General features: G+C 45.5%; 6 protein-coding genes. 3 read left to right on the forward strand and 3 right to left on the reverse strand.

Going from position 1 to position 22,677, the window contains the following annotated elements:
- From QT998_RS10605 to ppsA, 3 genes are all read right to left on the reverse strand, one after another.
- Positions 1-3,407 (reverse strand): DUF4347 domain-containing protein (locus tag QT998_RS10605; protein ID WP_333114525.1); only part of this gene is annotated, 3,407 nt, incomplete at its 3' end.
- Positions 3,408-4,587: 1,180 nt separating this feature from the next.
- On the reverse strand, positions 4,588-4,677 hold the full coding sequence (locus tag QT998_RS10610; RefSeq protein ID WP_333114679.1) for a DUF6464 family protein: 90 nt from the start codon (positions 4,675-4,677) through the stop codon (positions 4,588-4,590).
- 543 nt (positions 4,678-5,220) lie between these two features.
- Positions 5,221-7,695: a phosphoenolpyruvate synthase gene (ppsA, locus tag QT998_RS10615; RefSeq protein ID WP_333114528.1), complete on the reverse strand. Its 2,475-nt coding sequence runs from the start codon at positions 7,693-7,695 to the stop codon at positions 5,221-5,223.
- Between the two features lie 1,201 nt (positions 7,696-8,896).
- Here ppsA and QT998_RS10620 point away from each other — a divergent pair.
- The 3 genes from QT998_RS10620 to QT998_RS10630 all read left to right on the forward strand — a co-directional run bounded on the left by QT998_RS10620 (position 8,897) and on the right by QT998_RS10630 (position 22,525).
- Positions 8,897-15,373, forward strand: a complete 6,477-nt coding sequence (locus QT998_RS10620) for a PAS domain S-box protein (protein ID WP_333114531.1) — start codon at positions 8,897-8,899, stop codon at positions 15,371-15,373.
- Between the two features lie 340 nt (positions 15,374-15,713).
- Positions 15,714-16,931 (forward strand): hybrid sensor histidine kinase/response regulator, encoded by a 1,218-nt coding sequence (locus QT998_RS10625; RefSeq protein WP_333114533.1) that lies wholly within the window; start codon positions 15,714-15,716, stop codon positions 16,929-16,931.
- A 575-nt stretch (positions 16,932-17,506) separates the two neighbouring features.
- On the forward strand, positions 17,507-22,525 hold the full coding sequence (locus QT998_RS10630) for a PAS domain S-box protein (RefSeq protein ID WP_333114535.1): 5,019 nt from the start codon (positions 17,507-17,509) through the stop codon (positions 22,523-22,525).
- Positions 22,526-22,677 lie beyond the last annotated feature (152 nt).

Genomic DNA, 22,677 nt, shown 5'->3' on the forward strand with positions numbered 1-22,677 from the left:
CTAGTAGTAATTGTATAAATCAGCGTATCGCCCGCCTTGATGGTTGCCGGAGCAGTCTTTTGGGTGACAATATCGGCGACTGCACCAATGGTCGTAATGACTTGTCCCCCCGGCTCACCGGGCGCTGCGATGACCGAGCCGTTGTTGTTTGTCAGGTCGGGGTCAAAAGTGTCCGATGTACTCGAAACCACGTTGAGGATGCTTGTCAGCGTCGGTGGCGGTACAAATCTGATCGTGCGGCTCTGGCTGCTGCCGCTGGCTAAAGTCGGGATCGGGAAATCGATCGTCCCTGTGGTTTCGTTGTAGGTTCCGCCGTCGGACACCGTGACATTTTTTAAGCCGGGAATCAGGCTGTCGGTGATGACTAGGTTGGTCGCGGTACTAGGGCCGTTGTTGCTAGTAGTAATTGTATAAATCAGCGTATCGCCCGCCTTGATGGTTGCCGGAGCAGTCTTTTGGGTGACAATATCGGCCCCAGGACTGACGCTGGTGGACACGGTAGCACTGGGGTCGGTACCGTTGTTGTTGTTGGGAGTCAAGTCGGGAGTGATCGAGCTACTTCTGGCGGTGTTGCTGATGGAAGTTGCCGTCAGGGGTACTGTGAAGCCGATCGTCCGGTTGACTGTCTCACCGTTGGCGATCGCCACGGGTGGGAAGGTGACAATGCCTGTCACTGCATCGTAAGTGCCGTCGTTAGATGCCGTGACTCCCGTTAATCCGGGAACGATGCTGTCAGTGATGGTTACAGCTTGTGCCGGACTGGGGCCGTTGTTGAGTGTGGCGATGCTGTAGCTGACCGAGCTGCCGGGGACAGCAGTGGTAGAGCCGGTTTTGGTGGTTGCCAGATCGGCGTTGGGCGTAATAGTTGTCGTAACACTAGAGTTAGTGGGAGTTCCCTCTTTGTTGGTGGTGGAGCCGTTGTTGTTACTGGCGATCGGGTCATAAGTCCTCGAGCGGCTCCGAGCCGTGTTGCTGATGGTGTTAAGCGTGGCTGGCGCAACGAAACTGACGGTGCGGGGCTCAGTCGCCCCGTTTGCCAGCGTCGCCACCGGTGGAAAGGAGACAATGCCGGTTTGTGCGTCATAGCTCCCGCCGTTGGAAAAGCTGACTCCTGTTAAACCCGGAATAATGCTGTCAGTGATGGTCACGTCGATCGCTGGGTCGGGCCCCCTATTAGTCGTGTTCAGCGTGTAGGTGACGGTTGACCCGGCTGCTGCAGTCAGATTGCCGCTCTTGGTAGTGACTACATCCGCGACTGTATTGACAATTGTGGTAAAGACTACACCAGGCCCATCGACTTGTCCCGGCGGGAATATAGCGCTGTTGTTGCTGAGGTCAGGGTCGAAAGTCGAGCTATTGCTGAATGCAATGTTAGAAAAAGTGGTACCGACAGGTAAATCAGACCGCACATTAACTGTCACGCTGTAAGTGAGAGTCTCGCCCGGATTGAGAACGGGAACTACAGGCCAGGTGACAGACTTCGTTTGGTTCTGGTAAGTGCCATTATCCGAGAGATTGAGAATTGGCGGGTTTCCGGGGGGAATGAGCAGTTCAAAAGGTATTTCGTCTTGAATCTTGACGTTTCTAGCCGGTGCTGGCCCTTTGTTGACCGTTGTAATCGTGTAGGTAATGCTGCCCCCTGGCTTGATGAACGCAGGGCCGGTCTTGATCGTGCTCACGTCAGCCGAGATAGTCGGAGGATTTACCGTCTCGACTACCAGGTTTTGAAGTTCGTGAATGTTGTTGGCACCTCCTGTGGAACTGCCAAAACCAAATTTGAAAATTGGCGGTACTGGGCCGTTTTTGGTTGCCAAGTTGGGGATGTCGATCACTGTAGTTTCGTAGGTGCCGTCAAAATTCCTATCGAAGGCAACGGTGAGGCGATTGGGTTCCACCTTGTCGTTAGATGGATTTAGGGTAACTTGAACGGCTCTTCTGGCTGCATTGCGATCGCTCGTGAACGTATTGCTGAAATTAAAACTACTGCCGGCAACAGGGCCACTAAAGTCAATGCTCGTAGGAATGTTATCGATGCCGAAGGGAACGATCGCATTTGTTAAAAACGAATAACTATTTGCTTGATTTCCTCTAATAGTTACTGAATCAGGTCTGAAAGAACCAATAGAGGAGCCGGGAATCGAAGGAGGCTCCGGGCCAGAGCGCCCTTCTGTGGATGTTGAAAAATTGCCAAACTCGTCAAGCCCAATGCCTAAATAACCTCCGTCAATACCGGGTGTACCCGTTCGTGGAGCATAAGCCAGAGAACCGCCATAACCCCCAGTCCTGGTTGGGCTAACAGTGCCATCAATCAAGAAGAAACCCAGCCCGTCTCCTGGCTGAGGACTAATAAAGGGTTGCGGAGACTGAAATTGCTCGCTTGAACCGTAGGAATAAAAATCAAACTTAACTCTGATACCGTCGGTTGAAGGAATGGGGTTGTTGTAGATGACGAAGGCTTCCCGGTTGTTTACTGCTGGAGTTAATCGCAGGGCGCCATCGCCTGGAACACTGCCTCCGACCGCCGGAAGTATGCCGGATACAGTCCCTCCGGTAATGCCGGGGATATCTTGAGAAGATGCTGGTCCCCCAGCCGGATTGAACAGCGCACCGCGTGTTCCCCCGTAAATCCAAGGCCCCCTAACTGTGGCGTTCTTGAAAGTTTCGTTAACTAATGTGCCTAGGGTGTAGCTGTATGCTTCGAGCGCTACTTTTTCAATGGCGATACTCGCCTCGATTTCCCCTGTCGCAAATTCTAATTTCCAGTCGCCGCCTAGTGCCGCACTCCCCGTCAAGTTGTCGGAGGCTGCAATATCTGCACCACTAATTGCCTTCAGCCACCGCACGAAGGCCCGGCCGCTTTCTCCGGCTGCGACACTACACCCGCACAACAAGATAGCTCCTCTCTCGCTGAGGCTTTTTCCCCACTGCTGCAACAAATGGCTGTAGGTTTCTATGTTGTCGCTGCTCAGGGCGATCGACCCTAGTTGCACTGCTGCTTCTCGACCGTGAGAAATTATTTGCAGGCTGTCTAAATTGCTACAACTAGCCAGAATTGTAGTAATTTGCTCGACTCCATCCCGCTGCGAGTCGAGTATAAATACTTCTGTACCTGCTGTTGCTCCGCTTGCCAAGCTGTCGTATTGCTCTACTCTGGCATCGAGGAACAGCACATTTTTTACACTCCGGGAGATCGGCGATTTTGTTGCTGGCAAAAATTCTGTTTGGGAGTTCCCAATTCCCGCGCTCTCATCGTTTTGTGAAGAATACAGACACCAGTCTCCATTTACTTGTTGTATTTTTTGAGCGGGATGAGTTACTGTTATTCGGGATGTTTTGTTAGTAATGCTTGCGGTGGTATTGCTTACTTTTTGGGTTGTAAAAATTGGTTTGTTGCAGATGCTTTGCATGGTAGAATTCCCTGAGTAATAATTGCCGTAAGATGCCAGTTTCAAGATAATAGCGATATCGGAAAAAAAAGCTTGGATTGCAGAGTTATCAGCTCTGCAGCTTGAATGTAATCGAGAGCAAGAGGCTTATTTTACTCAGCACAAAGCTGTGCTATCTCGCTCTTTGATAGCATTGCAAATATAGTCAGCGCAACCGCTGAAGATAGGGAAATTAAATTCCACTAATCTATCTATTGGGAGATATTTCGCATTCGATTTTTGCGATAGAGTGTATTTTTATACCCGCATTTTTTTTACATCCGGCAACGGACAATAACAAGAATTCTCAAAAATTTATTTTATGAGGTTTCTGTCGATCGTCCAATGCAGTTTACGGGTAGAGAAATTTCACTATTTCTGAACTAAGAAACCGGGCTTGACAGACAAAAAGAGTTCCTTGCAGCCCTCACTCCCGGTAAAAAACCCGGTTTCTTGGGTTTTGGTGCGCTAGCCCCCTTCGCAATCGCCCAAAGAGATTAATTAAGGATGGGATTGCTAGAAAGCGGCCGGGACATAATTAGACCGGCAGCATCCAAAACCTGCGATTAAACTGAAACATACATACCCTGTAGCGACGAGGTGTCTTAAAAATTTATGAGTTGCAGTCTGGAGACAACAATTCTGGTTTGAGACTGCGTTTATTTGCACAAAAACAGATTGGTACAGCTAGCAAGAAACTTCTCACTCAAACTGTCAACTTATAGTCTTCTAGCGAGTTTATGTTTGAGGTTAATGGTCGGGACAATTGTTTGTACACAATTTTTCATGATGTTTTGCAGAAATCGAGTTGCAGATGTGTTCGTCAGCTACTGACGATTTTTATTCGCTCATTTTTTCAACTGCAGGAGGGCGTCTAGGAGACTAGGAACTAACTTGATTCCTAGATTTTTCGCCACCAAACTCAGATTTATTCTCTAAACCTGGTTTTTGCGTGCAAGTCCTCAACTAGAAAAGCACCGCATCGCAGTCTGCCACTTATAGCAACTGTAACCAAGCAATACTGCTCGATTAATTTTTAATTGCTGAGTTTTGGCACGGCTTGTGCTGAAAAAGATCCAACAACAATCCTTACACTTAAGTACATACTAACTTATCAATTACTGCATCAGCAAATTTACGTAGATAGTAGCCCTATTACAAGCTATATCTTTTCACCGCGAACGTCAAGAGTTCTGGCTCGGTAGTAGCAACAATCAAGACATGGCCCTGAAGGGTTGACTGCACAACGGATCTAATGAGAGCGGGCGTTGTACTCGCGATCTCGCCGATCGCATAACCAAGGTCTTCTACGTAAGTGCGATCGACCGTTGCTAGTTGATTTCGCGCCAGTATGTTTGCTACCGCCAGCCCGGCCGCTGCAATTTTATCTTGGGCTTGGGGCCGATCGCATCACCCACAAAGACAGCAGCGACGGAGCTAAACCTATGAAAATAATCAGGATAGCAGTTAGTACATTTAGTCAACTTGTATGGGGAATATTTTCTTTAATTTAGGCGATCGACAACAGAAAATTATCCGCCGAAAGACGGTTTTAAATCATAAAAGTTCCCGGCCAAGTTTCAAACTTGCCGGTACGTTAGCCGTTTGCTGGCTGCTACTCGCGGGAGAGCGGTTATTTTACCAAACTAGACAGGAGAAACCGGGTTTAGTTCAAAAACAGACAAGCCCGTAATAGGTTCGCTCGTTCGGACTTCAATCCTCTTTAAATCAGAGGACTAAAATCCTCACTACGAACGGTTGGAAAAAATCCGGTTCCTCTCAAAAACCAAAACGGTTAAACCTTAGCAACATCCGCCGCTAAATCCATCAATGTACTAGAAGCCTCCACCTTCGCAACATCCAACAAAGTCTTTAAAACCGAATCGGGATTCAAACTAATCGAATCAATTCCCAACTCCACCAAGAATCGAGCAAACTCAGGATAATCGCTTGGTGCTTGACCGCAAATTCCAATCTTGCGATCGTACTTTTTCGCCGCTTTAATGGCAATTTCTATCATCCGCTTCACAGCTTCATTACGTTCATCAAAAATGTGGGCGACTAAAGCAGAATCTCGGTCTAATCCTAATGTTAGCTGAGTTAGATCGTTAGAGCCGATCGAGAATCCGTCAAAAACTTGGGCAAATTCATCAGCAAATATGACATTGCTAGGCAATTCGCACATCACATAAACTTGCAAGCCGTTTTCACCCTTGACTAAACCGTGTTTGGCCATCTCAGCTAAGACTTTTCGACCTTCCTCCGGCGTGCGACAAAACGGAATCATCGGAATCACATTTGTCAAGCCCATTTCGTCGCGAACTCGCTTCAATGCTTTGCATTCCAAAGCGTAAGCTTCGCGGTAATTCGGGTCGTAATAGCGAGAAGCGCCGCGCCACCCGATCATCGGGTTTTCTTCTTTGGGTTCAAACTGCCGCCCTCCCAAAAGATTAGCATATTCGTTGCTCTTGAAATCGCTCATCCGCACGATGACAGGATTGGGATAAAATGCGGCGGCGATGGTGGCAATTCCGCAGGCTAATTTGTCGGTAAAAAAATCTGGTTTGTGTTCGTAAAGTGCTGTGAGTTTGCCAATTCGACGCTTGACTGATTCGTCGGTCAATTCGTCAAAGTGAATCAGTGCTAGGGGGTGCGTTTTGATGTGGTTGGCGATGATGAATTCCAGCCGCGCTAAGCCTACGCCGTTGCAAGGAATTGCTGACAAACTAAAAGCTTCTTCTGGGTTGCCGACATTCATTAAAATTTGAGTGCGGGTGCGGGGCAAATTGTCGATCGCACTTTCTTGTATTTCAAACTCCAATAAACCCGAATAAACTTTGCCTTCGTCTCCTTCGGCACAACAAACAGTAATTTCTTGATTGTTTTGCAAGACTGTCGTAGCGTCGCCGGTGCCGACAATTGCGGGAATTCCCATTTCTCGGGCAATGATGGCAGCGTGGCAAGTGCGGCCGCCGGAATTGGTGACGATGGCGCTGGCTTTTTTCATAATCGGTTCCCAATCCGGGTCAGTTTTGTTGGTGACAAGAACTTCTCCAGCTTCAAATTCGGCGATTTTGTGAGAGTCTAAAATGATATGGGCTTTGCCTTGTCCGATCGCTTCGCCCACGGCGCGTCCCGTTGTCAAAACTGTGCTGGAACCGTGCAATTTGTAGTTCCGCAAAACTGTGGCGGATTTTTGTGATTGTACTGTTTCCGGTCGCGCTTGGACGACAAAAAGTTCGCCTGTATTGCCGTCTTTTGCCCACTCGATATCCATCGGCGTGTAGGTTCCCCGCACTTGGGAATAGTGTTCTTCGATCTGTATTGCCCAACGTGCTAGTTGCAGAATTTCGTCATCGTTAATGGCGTATTTACCGCGTTCTTTTGGCGATACTGAGACGTTTTTGGTGTATTTTGAACCGCCAAGATCGTACACCATTTTGATGTCTTTTGTACCGAGCAGTTTGTCGAGAATTGGGCGGAAACCTTGTTTTAATGTGGGTTTAAAAACTAGGTATTCGTCGGGGTTTACGGCTCCTTGAACGATGTTTTCTCCTAATCCGTAGGCGGCGGTAACTAATACGGCATTTTTGAAGCCGGTTTCGGTGTCGATGCTGAACATGACGCCGGAGGATGCTAAGTCCGATCGCACCATTTTTTGCACGCCGACGGATAAAGCGACTTCTAAGTGGTCGAAACCTCGGAGTTGGCGGTAGGAAATTGCTCTGTCGGTGAAGGTGGAGGCGAAGCATTTGTGGCAGCATTCGAGCACGCCGGTGCAGCCGTGAACGTTGAGGTAGGTTTCTTGCTGTCCGGCGAAACTCGCGTCTGGTAAGTCTTCGGCGGTGGCGGAGGAACGTACTGCTACGTCGGTGCCCTCGCCGTAGCGATCGCACAATTTTTCGTAAGCATCGGCGATCGCCGCTTGCAGTTCTTCTGGAAATGGTGTACTCAGAATCAATCCGCGCGCTTCCTTGCCTTTTTGTTGTAGGTTGTGCAGGTTTTCTACGTCTAAATCAGCAAATATTTCGCGCAATTTTGCTTCTAAACCCCCCGCAGAGATGAAGTAACGGTAAGCGTATGCTGTAGTTGCAAATCCGTTGGGGACGCTGACTCCTTTGGGTTTTAGCTGTTGGATCATTTCGCCCAAAGAAGCATTTTTACCGCCTACTAATGGGATGTCGGCGATCCCGACTTCATCAAACCACAATACTAAGGCTTTTTCTTTGGGAATTAAAAGTTGTTGTTGACTTGCTAATTTTTCTAGCATGAGTTTTTTCCTCTCAACTTCATTTCTGTTCTGTCAGTTGATATAGCCTGTCAAGCTCTCCTATGAGGTACTATCTGGCCTAGGGCATACCTCACTGTTTTAAGAACCGCTATATGAGATTTGAGATTGTACCTCTTCCATTCATTCACCAATAATCTGAAATAGCCTGGATCTGTGTTGATTCGCCTTTCATCTGTGGTTTATATCAAATCCTCTCTTCATCGAAATAGTAAATTCACTGTTGACTGTTGACCGTTGACTGTTGACTGTTAACTGTTGACTGTTGACATCATTTGAATCCGCAAGCTTAAACTATCGTCTCAACTTTTGGATCGATCGCGAGTTCCGCCTTCAAGTTGTGTATCGCTTTTGGGCTGGGGCGAAAGACAGTCAACAAAAAGCTGTCAACTTTTTAAGGTATTTTTGGGCGAAGTTTATCGAGTTTTTTCCTAGGCTGTATCCAGCAGAGTTTTTGATTTCCTATATTTCAATATTATCACTTTTTTTTATAAATAGCAAGACTGGTAGAAAAAATTTTCATTGCAAAAAGTTAAGAAATGGCTGTGGGGATTTTATGTAAGCTATTATAAAAAAAAACTGGCGAACAGATGAATATCTAAGATAGTTGCCACGGTTTTTTTGCACTGACCGCGCTGTGCGGGGACAGGGCTGGGATTGTGTTGGTAGCCGAATCTACGGGCAAAAAAGAATTTGTTGCTGGGGGCGATCGCCCAAAAAACACAACACCAAGCAGGTTTGTTTATTGAAAAAACCGAACTTCTCAAAACCGCAACACAAAAGTTTGATTCCTGATTGGCTTAACCTCATCGGAGCGCAAACACTCGTTCTATAGTATTAGATTTGAGTTGCCCTCAATGGCTTTCAATTATTGAATTATCTGCCTCTATCTGTGTCGTAACTTGGGAAATTTGCGGTTAACAGAGCGATCGAATATTTATGCCACTCAATTCTATTGTATAACCTTTGTAATGGGTTACTGCTAATAAAAAATGTTAACTGCGAGCTTTTTTTTCATGCTCAATTACCTTTTTTCCTACGAGCCGTAACTCATATTACCTTCCAAAGGCTGTAGTTGTTAAACCCGCAGGTTTTTAACTTTGAGCAGCGGTATTTTGGGGTATTCAATTATTTATATGCTATAATAGTTAGCTCGACTGCCTTATGACAAAAAACAAGGTATATGATATCAGTTTTGAACTCAACCGGAAAGAAAAACGGCTTTAAAGTTCTCTTGGTCGAAGATAATCAAGCCGAAGCCGAGCTGATCGAAGAATTATTATTAGAAAGAAACGTCAGGAGACCAGAAGCGCAAAGGCTTTCTGTAAGCTGTACAGACCGTCTCAGCACAGCGCAGCAACTTTTGAGCGGCGAACATTTTGATGTGATTTTACTAGACCTTTCCCTGCCAGACAGCCAAGACTTGAGTACAATTGTCAAGATACAAGAATACAGCCTCAATACTCCGATCGTCGTATTGACTGCCCGCAACGATGAAGAACTAGCCGTGAAGTCAATTCAAGCAGGAGCTCAGGATTATTTAGTCAAGCGAAAAATTGACAGCGAATTATTAATGCGATCGCTCCGCTACGCAGTCGAGCGGCAGCACAACCAAGAAGCTTTGCAAAAAAGTGAAGAAAAATATCGCTCGGTAGTCGAAAATTCCCTCGTCGGAATTGCAATTATTGCTCCTCCAATTTCCCCCGATTTAGTCGGAAAATGCGAGTGGTTGGAAGTTAACGATGCTTTGTGCAATTTACTGGGATACAACCGCGAAGAACTTCTGCAGGGAAATTGGGAAAGTTGGAGTTTTCCTGAAGATTTGCAGGCAAGTTTAGAGCAGTTAAATAAAATTTTGGCAGGGGAGAGCGAAGGCTATGTTTTAGATAAAAGGTGGCGGAAAAAAGACGGAAACACTGTTTATACGAGAGTTTCTTTGCGCTGTATTCGCGGCAGAGACGGCTCGATCGACCGGATGATTAAAATAATTTTGGACGTGAGCGATCGCTACCGCTACGAAGATGAATTAAAAGCATCAAAAGAGTTTTTGAATCACACGATCGATGCTACTCCCGATCCAATTTTTGTCAAAGATGAGCAGCACAAGTGGGTTGTATTAAACGACGCTTTTTGCGAGTTGATGGGCAAAAGGCGATCGGAACTGATTGGGAAATCTGGATACGAGTTTTTACCCGCAGCACAAGCAGATTTTTTTGAACAGCAAGACCTGGAAGTTTTCAAAAGAAGCCAGCCTCAAGAAACAGAAGAAATCTTTACTGATTCCGCAGGCAAAAAGCGGATTATATCTACAAAAAAGACAGTTTTCAAGAAAGCCAACGGTACTAAGATGTTGGTCGGAACAATGCGAGATGTGACCGAGTACAAGCGCCAGCAAATAGCGCTGCAGAAAAGCGAAGCTCGATTTCAAAAAATGGCAGCCAACGTGCCGGGAATGATTTATCAATTTCGGCTATCTCTTGATGGAAAAATATTTTTCCCCTATGTTTCTTCTGGTAGTATTCAGCTCTACAACTTAAGACCCGAAGAAATCGAAAAAAATGCCGATTTGCCTTTTGCAACAGTTTGTCCTGACGACATCTCAGACTTGCAGCGTTCGATCGCAACTTCAGCGACAACCCAGCAAGCTTGGCAACACCAGTGGCGGCAAGTTGTGGGAGAACGAGTGAAATGGCTGCAAGGCGCTGCCAAACCGGAAAAACAAGCCAACGGCGATATCATTTGGGATGGTTTGGTGATGGATATCACTGAATTAAAACAAACCCAGCAAGAGCGCGATCGCTTCTTTAATATTTCCCTAGATTTACTTTGCATTGCAGGTTTTGACGGCTATTTCAAACGCTTAAACTCTGCTTGGTCAAATCTATTAGGTTACAGCATAGCCGAACTTATAGCCAAACCTTTTCTAGAATTCTTGCATCCCGAAGACCTAGCAATAACTACAGCCGCGGTAGAAACACTAAAAAATGGCAACCCCGTCATTAACTTAGAAAACCGCTATATTTGCCGTGATGGTAGTTATAAATGGCTGTCGTGGACGGCATCGCCCTTTGCCGAAGAAGGTTTGATTTATGCAGTGGCCCGCGACGTAACACTGAGCAAACAAGCAGAAGCTGAATTACGTAAGAGCGAAGCCACCAACCGCGCTCTTTTAAACGCGATACCTGACATGATTTTTCGCTGTCGCGCCGACGGTACTTTGGTAGACTTTAAACCCGCAAAAGACCTCCTGACTCTAGTACCAGCAAACATATTTATTGGCCAAAAAGCACAAGACATATTGCCGTCTGCTTTTGCTGAAGAAATCTTGTCCGCTAATCAACAAGCCCTCGATACAGGGGAGGTTCAAGTTCTAGAATATCAACTGCCAATTCAGGATGCACTGTGCCATTTTGAAGCGAGAATTGTCTTCTGCACGGATGACGAAATTATCGCGATTGTCCGCGACATCACCAACCGCAAACGTTTCGAGTCAAAACTCCAGCGACAAGCCGCAGCAATGGCAGCGGCTTCCGAAGGCATCGGCATTGTTAATGCCAGCGGAGAGGTGATTTATGCCAACGCAGCTAAACTCAAAATCTACGGTTACAATTCCCTCGAAGAAATGTTGGGCAAAAGTTGGAAAATGTTTTATGCAGGCGCAGAACTTGCAAGGTTTGAGGGGGAAATTATGCCGACTTTAGCGCGGCAAGGTTATTGCAGCACTGAAGCTGTAGGCTGCCGCCGCGACGGCTCTCAATTCCCTCAAGAAATCTCGCTGACAGCCCTACCAGACGGCGAAATAATTTGCATTGTTCGCGATATTGCTGCGAAAAAGAAAGCTGAAGCAGAGTTACAAGATAGCAAGCGGTTTGGTGCTCGAATTGCTGAGGCAAGTCCTAATATTTTGTATGTTTGTGACTTAATAGAACAAAAAAATATCTATGCAAATGCTTCTATTTATCACATTCTCGGCTATACGGTAGAGGAGATTTTGGCGCTCGGGCCGTGGATGCTGTCAAGTTTCATCCACCCGGAAGATGCTATCAAAATGCCTGATTATTTACAGCAAGTCGAAACTGGCATTGAAGGGGATATATTTGAAATTGAATACCGCGTCAGGCATCAGGATGGTTCTTGGCGCTGGATTCTCAGCCGAGATACTGTTTTTGCTAAAACAGCAGAGGGTAAGTTAAAACAAATTCTCGGCACGGGAACTGATATTACTGAAAGCAAGCAAGCAGAAGATGAAATTAAGCTGTTGCTGGCGGCAACTCAAGCAATTAGTCAGTCGGCAGATTTTCACAGCGCCCTCCCGGATATTTTGCGGTTGTTGTGCAATGCGATCGGCTGGGATTTTGCGGAAGCTTGGATACCTGCGGCTAATGCTAGTGTTTTGGAACACAGCAAAACTTGGTATGCTAGCGATCGCGATTTAGATAAATTCGGCCGCGAAAGTAAGAAAATTAGATTCGCCCCCGGAGTGGGAGTGCCGGGACGGATTTGGTCAACCCAAAATGTAGAATGGATGGAAGATATTTCTGCCGTCAATAATTCGTTGTTTGCCCGATCGCAAATGGCGGCAGCAATCGGATTGAAAGCTTGTTTCGGAGTGCCGATTCGCACTAAATCTCAGGTGCTGGCAGTTTTACTATTTTGCAAGCGTTCTCGCTCGATTATGGAGCCGCGCGTAGTAGAGTTAGTCAAGGCGGTAGCAACTCAATTAGCTTCTCACATTCAGCGCAAACAAGCTGAAGAAAAATTGCGTAAAAGTGAAGAAAGGTGGCAGTTAGTTCTTAAAGGCAATCAAGACGGAATTTGGGATCTGAATCTTCAAACAGATGAAGCTTTTCGATCTGCCCGCTGGCAAGAAATTATCGGTTATGCAGACGGCGAAATCGACAGTTGCAACAGCGAATGGATCGATCGCATCCATCCAGACGATCGCGAGCGAGTGCAAGCAGCGCTCCAAGATTATCTCGATCGCCAAACCCTCAATTACGCCGCCGAATACCGCTTGCAGTGCAAAGACGGCAGCTACAAGTGGGTGCTAGCCCGCGCTCAAGCAGTGTGGGACGAAGCCGGAAACCCCCTGCGGATGGTGGGTTCGATGACGGATATCAGCGATCGCAAACAAGTAGAATTAGCTTTGCTGCAAGTCACTCAAGCCGTCGAAAGTACCAGCGACGCGATCGCCATCGCCGACTTAAAAGGGCGGTCTCTTTACCACAATCAAGCCTTCATTCAGCGTTACGGCTACAGGGTAGAAGAACTCAACGCTCTCGGCGATCGCGCAGCCCTTTATGTCCGGCCTAAAACTTACAAACAAATCTATAAAAACATTCGCCAAGGTCGCTCTTGGTGCGGCGAAATTGGGCTGCAAACTAAGAGCGGTGAAGCTGTTACCGCCCTGGTGCGAGCCGACACTATTAAAGATAAAAATTGCCATTCTATCGGCTTAATTGCAGTTATTACCGATATCACCCAACGCAAAGAAGCCGAAGCACTTTTGCACCAGCAATTAAAGCGCGAACAGTTGGCAACAGCCATGATGGAACGCATTCGTTCTTCTCTCAATCTCGAAGAAATTCTCACCAACGCTGTCGAAGAAGTGCGACATTTTTTGCAAGTAGACCGCACTGTTATTTACCAATTTAAGTCGGATTGGAGCGGGTTTATCGCTGTGGAGTCGGTAGCTGACAATTCCCTACAAATTCTAGGAACAGAAATTTATGACCCTTGTTTTGGAGAAACCTACGCTTCTCTTTACCAAGACGGTAGAATTAGAGCCACAGATGATGTTTACAATGCCGGCATCGCCGAATGTTACTTGACTTTGTTGGCTGGGTTGCAGGTGAGAGCGAGTCTGGTAGTGCCGATTTTGCAAGGCCAAAACTTGTGGGGGCTGTTAATTGCCCACCACTGCAAGGGCGCGCGTCCCTGGCAAAAAATGGAGGCAGAGTGCCTGAAACAATTGGGGGTGCAGTTGGCGATCGCGATCCAGCAATCGACCCTATTTGAACAAGCACAAACCGAAATTGCCGATCGCAAACAAGCAGAAGCTGCCCTGCAATTAGCCGCCGAATCCGCCGAATCCGCCAATCGCGCTAAAAGCGACTTTCTCGCCAACATGAGCCACGAATTGCGGACACCTTTGAACGGAATTTTAGGATACATTCAACTGCTAAAAACCGATCGCAATTTAACGGCAGATCAGCAGGAAAGTCTCAACAGCATTCACCAGTGCGGCAACCATCTGCTAACGCTGATTAATGACGTTTTAGACATCTCAAAAATCGAAGCTAGTAAAATGGAACTGTCACCGATAGACGTGCATTTTCCCAGTTTTGTTAAAAGTATTGTGGATTTGTTCCAGATGCGGTCGCAACAAAAAGGAATAACCTTTAATTATGAGCAAGTATCCGCGCTGCCAGACACAATTTTGGCTGACGAAAAAAGGTTGCGCCAAGTTTTGATTAATTTGCTCAGCAATGCAGTTAAGTTTACTAACAGCGGTGGGGTAACATTCAAAGTCGGTTATGCAGAAAATTCGGTAGAAAAACCTCCTCAAATTAACAGCCAAAAATTGAAATTAAAGCCAAAACTAGCGCCCAAAAAAAACAATTTAATCACAAATTTAGCCGCGCCGATGGCAACAGAAAAAGCGGGCGGAGCGATAATTTTAGCAGCAAATAAAAAGCAATTACGAGTTGCTAAAATTCGCTTTCAAGTCGAAGATACTGGCATGGGCATCGGGCAGGATAAATTAGAAGAAATATTTTTGCCTTTTCATCAAGTGGGCGATCGTAGCAATTTCGTCGAAGGTACCGGACTGGGGCTTTCCATCAGTCAAAAATTAGTCAATATGATGGGCAGCAAAATTCACGTTCAAAGTACCTCGGACAAAGGCAGCATATTTTGGTTGGATCTAGACTTGCCCGCAGTCGCCGAGTCTTCTCAACTCCCCGCCCCGCAAGAAAAACGCCGGCTTGTCGGTTTTAGCGGCCGCCAGCGGAAAGTGCTGATAGTGGACGATAACGAAGTAAATCGCGCCATCCTAAACAGGATGCTTTCTCGTTTGGGTTTTGAAATCGCCCAAGCCGTAGACGGCGAAGACTGCTTGCAAAAAGCACAGGAATTTCTACCGGATATAATTTTAATGGACTTGTTGATGCCGGTAATGGACGGTTGGGAAGCTACCAAGCTGCTGCGACAGTTGCCGGAATTAAAAGATGCAGTTATCCTTGCTTTATCTGCTAGCGTCTACGAGATTACGAGGCAAGAGAGTATACTTGCAGGTTGCAATGATTTTCTCACCAAGCCGATTCAAACTAACGAGCTTTTAGAATTATTGCGCCTGCATTTGAGACTAGAATGGATTTACGAAGACGGAACAGGAACCAAAAAACGGAAAGCTCAAACTCCCAAAATATCATCTGAGATTGCTGCTGCTGACTCAACAATAGTGTCTCCTAGCTCAGAGTCAATTTTAGTCTTGTTAAGATTGGCTGCAATGGGCGATATTGAAGCTATTCTGGAGGAAATTGCTAAACTCGAACATTCAGATCCGACATTAGCGCCTTTCGTCGATCGCCTGCGGCAACTTACTAAAGGATTTCAGCTCAAGCAAATTCGAGACTTTTTGAAGCAACATTTGTCCTAACATTGAGGGTAGTTAACAGAAAATTTAAAATTAGTTAAATCTCGCGCCCCGATCGTCATTGTCAATCAGGCAATACGCTTGCATTAAACCCGATCGCCCCTAGCCCCCTTGAAGAATGGGGGAATCCGAAGCGATCAAAGTCCCCCGACTATCCGGGGGATTTAGGGGATCTGCGGAAAATAAACACTGTTAACTGAACAGTATCGCCCTAAAACGGTGGTTGCAAATAGAAGTATCTACGAAGCAACCGGGTTTCTAGAGCCGCAGAACATTAGTTGAATCCGATTGTAAGTCACCATTGACAACTCACAAATCAAAAATTTGAAGATTTCCGTTGAATATGAAAGATCAGAATTCCACAAGAAGCATCATACTAATTGTAGATGACAACCAAACCAATCTCGACGTACTTTTCGAGCTGTTAAGGAATTACGGCTATAAAGTATTAGTGGCTCTAGATGGCGAAAGCGCGATCGAGCAAATCGAATACATCCATCCCGACCTAATTCTTTTGGACATCATGATGCCAGGAATTGACGGTTTTGAAACTTGCCTGCGTTTGAAAGCAGACCAGTCAACCCGAGACATTCCCATCATCTTCATGAGCGCCCTTTCCGACACCCTCGATAAAGTAAGAGGCTTTCAGACAGGAGCCGTTGACTACATCACCAAACCCTTCCAGCACGAAGAAGTATTGAGCCGCATTGAAACTCACCTGACAATCCGCAGCTTGCAAAAAAAACTCGAAGAAAAAAACCTCGAACTCGCCCACCTCAACCAAAACCTAGAAAGACTTGTCGAACAAAAAACCAAGCAATTGATCGACCAGGAAAAAACAGCAATCATCGGACGTTTGACTCAGGGCATGGTGCACAACTTCAGAAGTCCGCTGCAAGTAATCCAGACTAGCGCCGAATTGATTGAAACAAAAGCCACAGAAATGCAAGAAGACTCTTTTTTTAGTTATACAAAGTATACCTTTCAAGCTGTCACAAAAATCAATCAGATCATGGATACTCTGATGATGAAAAGCAGAGAAGAGCAAAAGCAAGATTTGCAGCCTGTGAATATCAACGATTTAGTACAGCGAGAAATTCAGTTATTGGAAGGAAATATGTATTTTAAAAATAAGATTAGAAAAAAATATTTTTATGACGAAGAAATTGTCACCGTTCCCTTGATTTATTCCTATATATCTCAAGTTTTTTATAACTTAATCAATAATGCAATGGATGCTATGTGGGCAAAGAAAATCCGGGAACTAACTATAGTGACCAGGCAAGATGACTCGAACATATACATGGATATTTCAGATAACGGATGCGGTATAGCACCTGAAGATTTATCAAAACTCTTTGACCCTTTTTACACATCAAAGCCACCTAAAGGCGAAGAAAAAACCGAAGGAGAACCGACAGGAACTGGTCTCGGACTTTATACTTGCCTTGAACTTTTAAAACCGTTTAACGGCGAGATTGCTATTAGCACTAATCTCGGTAAAGGCAGCGTATTTACAGTTGTGCTGCCCAAACAGCAGCCAACTCAACCGACCAATTAGATAACCGGAGTTAAGCTCACAATTAGGTTTTTGATCGGGTTTGTAGTGAGAACTTTAGTCCTCACTACGAACGGGCGTTACTTATCAGTGATTCAACCGAGACAATTTCCTAGCGTGTTCCGTAAATTCACTGTAATTGACCTAGGTTCGCAGTCACAAATGCAACTCTTTCTCGACAATCCGCGCTTTTTTGCCTTGACCCTTGCTATTTCCCTGCCAAAGGTTGTAAATTAAAACAGAGTAGTGTTGCAATATCAATAAAAAGATGATGATTTTAGCCCGCTAGGTGTGGGGCGAAGTCAATAATCTAGTGTCCCGTCGCGCAATAAGTAAGGTTCGTAGTGTGGACTTGAGTTCGTAATATACTGCCGATTAAAGTTCACACTACGAACGGTTTTTGTTATAATAATTGACCCGACAGGATATAATTTGCTGCTATAGACTCAATTTTACAAATAAATCTGGAGTCAGCAGGCATCCATCGCACTCTAAACCGTCCGGTTCAAATTATCCAAAAATCAGCTAGGTAGCTTCATCCGCTGCTACATTTTTATTAAATACTAAAAAATAGCAAAATGAAATCTGTTTGTGAGTCAACTTTAACGCTTGCTACTTTGAAAGTTCTGTTAGTAGAAGACTGTGCAGAAGATGCAGAACTCATTCAAGAATTGCTGTCTGAGTATGGGTTGAGAGGATCGATTGAGACGACGAATGTAGTTCGCCTTCAAGATGCTATAGAAATTTTAAGCTGCGAGATTTTTGATGTAATTTTATTAGACCTCACACTTCCTGACAGCCAAAAATTTAATACTTTTTTCCGGCTGCAAGATTGCGGGATCAATATTCCGATCGTCATTCTGACAGCGGCCGATGAGGAAGAAATGGCCGTCGAGTTAATTGCAGCAGGCGCCCAAGATTATTTGGTAAAAAAACAAGTAAACAGCAGGCTGCTGGTGCGGACGCTGCGTTGCGCGATCGCCCGCGAAAAACGGCAAGCACAATGGCAAAAAAGTCAAGTAAAATACCAGCAACTTGTTGACAATATCAAAGAAGTTGTTTTTGAAACAAATATTGCTGGCGATTGGACTTTTCTGAATCCGGCTTGGACGGAAATTACTGGATTTACCGTTGATGAAAGCTTAGGAAATTCCTGTTTGAGTTACATTCATCCAGACGACCAATTTCAATATTTAAATTTGTCCCGAAGCCTGAGCAAAAATCAAGGAACGTCTTGTTGCTATCAAATTCGATATCTTACCAAAAATGGCGATATTCGGTGGGTGGAAGTGCAGGTTTTTTTGATTTGGGGGCAGGGGGAGGCGCTGCGGACGACAGGAACTATCAACGATATTACGGATAAAGTTTTAGCATTAGAGGAACTGGAAGCTAGTAAAAACTTTTTGAATTATACAATCGATGCAGTTGCAGATCCAATTTTTGTCAAAGATGAACAGCACCGCTGGATACTGTTAAATGATGCTTTTTGCAAGCTGATGGGCAAGCCGCGCGAAGAACTGCTAGGTAAATCGGATTTCGACTTTTTCCCAAAAGAAGAAGCTGAGTTTTTTTGGGAGAAGGACGAACAAGTTTTTAGGACGGAGGAAGAAAACGAAACTGAGGAAATATTTACGGATGGCAGCGGTATCGGACACATTATTTCTACTAAAAAAACGATATTTGAAAATACCGACAGCCGTAAAATTCTTGTGGGGATAATTCGAGATATTAGTGAAGATAAGCGCAAACAATTAGCTCTGCAAGAAAGCGAAGCTAGATTGCAGCAACTTGCAGCCAATTTGCCGGGAATAATTTATCAATTTCGACTTTCAACTGATGGAAAAATGTCTTTCCCTTACATCTCTTCTGGATGCCGCGATTTATATGAACTGACACCAGAAGATATTCAGCTAAATCCCGAACTTATTTTCAATTGTGTTCCTCCAGATAACCGGGCAAAAATTTACGAATCAATTGCTGTTTCAGCGGCAAGTATCCAGCCGTGGCAGCAGGAATGGTGTGCGATTTTGCCTTCGGGAACAGTTAAGTGGATGCGAGGGGTTTCGAGACCGGAACGAGTGGATTTTCCGACAGCAAGAGGGCAGGAAGGGGATATTGTTTGGGAAGGCATGATACTGGATATTACTGATTTTAAACAGGCAGAAGCAGCTTTGCGGGAAACGGAAGCCAGATTTCGATCGCTCGTTGAGAGTATTCCCGGCGCTATCTGCCGCACTTTGTACGATGCTGATTGGACAATGGTGTTTATTAGCGATGAAATTCAGGCAATTAGCGGCTATCCGGCTGCGGATTTTACTGACAACAGCCGCTTGAGTTTTGCTAGCATTATCCACGAGGCAGACAAGGAAATGGTCGATCGACAAGTCAGCGCAGCGGTAGAGTCGAGACAGCCGTACAATCTAGAATACCGGATTGTTCGCGCTGACGGGGCGGTGCGGTGGATGTCGGAAAGAGGTAGACCGACTTACGATCGAGAAGGGTTAGTTTTGTGGCTCGACGGAGCGATTTTTGATATTACCGATCGCAAAACCGCCGAACTGACTCTGTGCTTGGTAACTCAAGCTGTAGACAGCGCTAGCGATGCGATCGCGATCGCAGATTTGAACGGTTGTTCAATTTATCACAATCAAGCATTTATTCAGCGCTACGGCTATACAGTTGATGAACTAAATAATGCCGGCGGCCCAGCAGTAATGTACGCCAAATCTCAAGATTTGAGAAAGTTATTTAGGGTACTGCGGAAAGGTTTGTCCTGGAACACTGAAATTGAACTCAAGGCTAAAAATGGCGAAATCATAGAAACTATATTGCGAGCTGACTGCATTAAAGATAGCGACACTAAACCAATAGGAATGATGGCAATAATTGCTGACCTCACAGAACTAAAACGCACCGAATCGGCATTAAAACTCAGTCAAGAGCGATTGCAGTTGGCGGTTTCCGGCAGCTCTTTGGGGCTGTGGGATTGGAATATAGCCACTGGCGAAACTTATTTCGACGCACACTGGAAATCAATGCTCGGTTACGCAGAAACTGAAATTGCCAATAACCTTGAAGCTTGGGAAAATTTGCTGCATCCCGAAGACAGGCTGAAGGCAAAGGAATCTTTAAAATCCTGTTTTGAAGGTCGCACCGATATCTATGAAGTTGAATTTCGGCTGCTCAACAAAGCGGGAAATTGGCAGTGGATTCTGGCGATGGGTAAGGTGGTCGAGTATGACGAATGGGGTGGGCCGCTGCGGATGACAGGCGCTCACAAAGATATCAGCACCCGCGTTGGGGCTGAAGCTGAAAAAACAGAGTTGATCGTATCTCTACAACAACTTGCCGAACAGTTGCAAGCAGCGCAAAAAATTGCCCGCATGGGGAATTGGGAATTCGATATTCAGACACAAATTATTACTTGGTCGGCGGAAGTATTTAGAATTTACGGTCGAGAATTGAATCAGCCGCCGACAATGGAAGAACTTTTAGAGCAAATTCATCCCGATGACAAAGAAAAGTTTACACAAGTTGTGCAAAAGGCAGTGACTGAAGGCACAGCTTACGACATTGACCACCGCATCTATTTTCCATCAGGAGAAATCCGGCACGTTAACGGTAAAGGACGAGTTGTTAAAAATGAGTTTGGTCAAGTGGTGCGGCTGTTTGGCACGGAAATGGATATTACCGATCGCAAAAAATCAGAAATTGCTTTGCAAGAAAGCGAAAAACGGTTTCGAGCTGTATTTGAACAAGCGGCCGTCGGCATTGTTAAAGTGCGACCAGACGGTTATTTTTTGAATGTAAATCCAGGCTTTTGCAATACTGTCGGGTACTCAGTATTGGAACTGAAAGCCCTAAATCTTTGGGATATTTCGCACCCGGAAGAGATAGCAGCAGATGTCGATATGGCAAAAAAACTGTTAGCTGGGGAAATCTTTAATTATGCACTTGAGAAACGCTTTGTACGCAAAGACGGTTCATTGGTTTGGGCGAACGTGACTGTATCTTTAGTACGGGATGAGTTTGGGGAACCGAATTACGGACTTGCTGTGATTGAAGATATTAGCGATCGCAAACTGGCCGAGTCTATTTTGCGCCAGCAACTAAAGCGAGAACGTTTGGTGGTAGGGATGCTGGAACGCATTCGATCTTCTCTAAATTTAGCCGAAATTTTGACAAAGGCTGTGGCTGAAGTCCGGCAATTTTTGGATACAAACCGGACAATTATTTATCGCTTTAATCCTGACTGGAGCGGTTTTGTAACTGTCGAATCTGTAGGCGAGAATTGGCAACCGCTTCTGGGAAGAACTATTAACGATTCTTGTTTAAAATCCACCAGCTATGCTGCTCACAAAGATAATCGCACTGTAGTGATCGATGATATTTACCAAGCTGGTCTTTCGCAGTGCCACATTGATTTGTTAAGTCAATTTCAGGTGCGAGCTAATTTGGTAGTGCCGATTTTGCAAGGCGAGAAGTTGTGGGGGCTATTGATTGCCCACGAGTGCGCGGCCCCCCGCCACTGGCAGGAAATTGAGGTGGAGTGTCTCAAACAAATTAGCGTGCAATTGGCGATCGCGATCCAGCAATCGACGCTGTTCGAGCAAGCACAAATTGAAATTGCCGATCGCAAACAAGCCGAGTCAGCTTTGCAGGAATCGGAAGCGCGAGAACGCTTAAAAGCACTAGAGTTGGAAGCAGCAATTAATAAACTTAAAACGACTCAAGCTCAACTCGTTCAAAATGAAAAAATGGTGAGTTTGGGTCAGTTAGTTGCTGGTGTTGCTCACGAAATTAACAACCCCGTCAGCTTCATTCACGGCAATATCAGTCCGGCTAGCGGTTACAGTTTAGATTTGCTGGAATTGATTCAAGTTTACCAGCAATACTGTCCCAATCCTCCGGCGGAAGTTTTGGATAAAATTGATGCGATCGATTTAGATTATATTGTTGAGGATTTTCCGAAACTGTTTACTTCGATGCAGGTAGGAACCGAGCGAATTGTAGAGATTGTCAAATCATTGCGTAACTTTTCCCGCTTGGACGAGTCGGCGGGGAAGTCGGTCAACATTCACGAGGGAATTGACAGCACTTTGATGATTTTGCAAAATCGGTTAAAATCTCACAGCAGCCGTCCGGCGATTCAGGTAATTAAACATTACCAGGAACTGCCGCAAGTTGAGTGTTTTCCGGGCGAGTTAAATCAGGTATTTATGAATATTTTAATTAATGCGATCGATGCTTTGGAAGAACGGGACAAAGGGCGGACGCTCCAGGAGTGCGATCGGCATCCGAGCACGATCGCGATTCGGACTTATCCGGCTGCTGCAGGCTTCGTAGCGGTATCTATTGCCGACAACGGCGGGGGGATACCGGACTCGGTGCGATCGAGGCTGTTTGACCCGTTTTTCACGACTAAACCAGTGGGCAAGGGGACGGGTTTGGGACTGTCGATTTCTCACTCGATTGTAGTCGATCGGCACGGCGGTCGCTTGAGCTGTATTTCGACACCGGGGGAAGGATCGGAGTTTGTGATTGAAATTCCAGTGCGATCGAATTTAACTGGTAGGAGTTCTAATTTGGGAAAATAAATTAGGAATTGGAAATAAAAAATTAGACGATCAATTGCATTTATTGACTTTCCTCGGAATGAAATCATCTGCATTAATCTATGTTCATCTACCTGTCATGTGGGGTAGATATATCAATCAAAGTATACAATTCAATTCAATGTTATTCTTCC

This window comes from Microcoleus sp. S1D4 (genome assembly GCF_036700765.1).
Lineage (GTDB): Bacteria > Cyanobacteriota > Cyanobacteriia > Cyanobacteriales > Microcoleaceae > Microcoleus.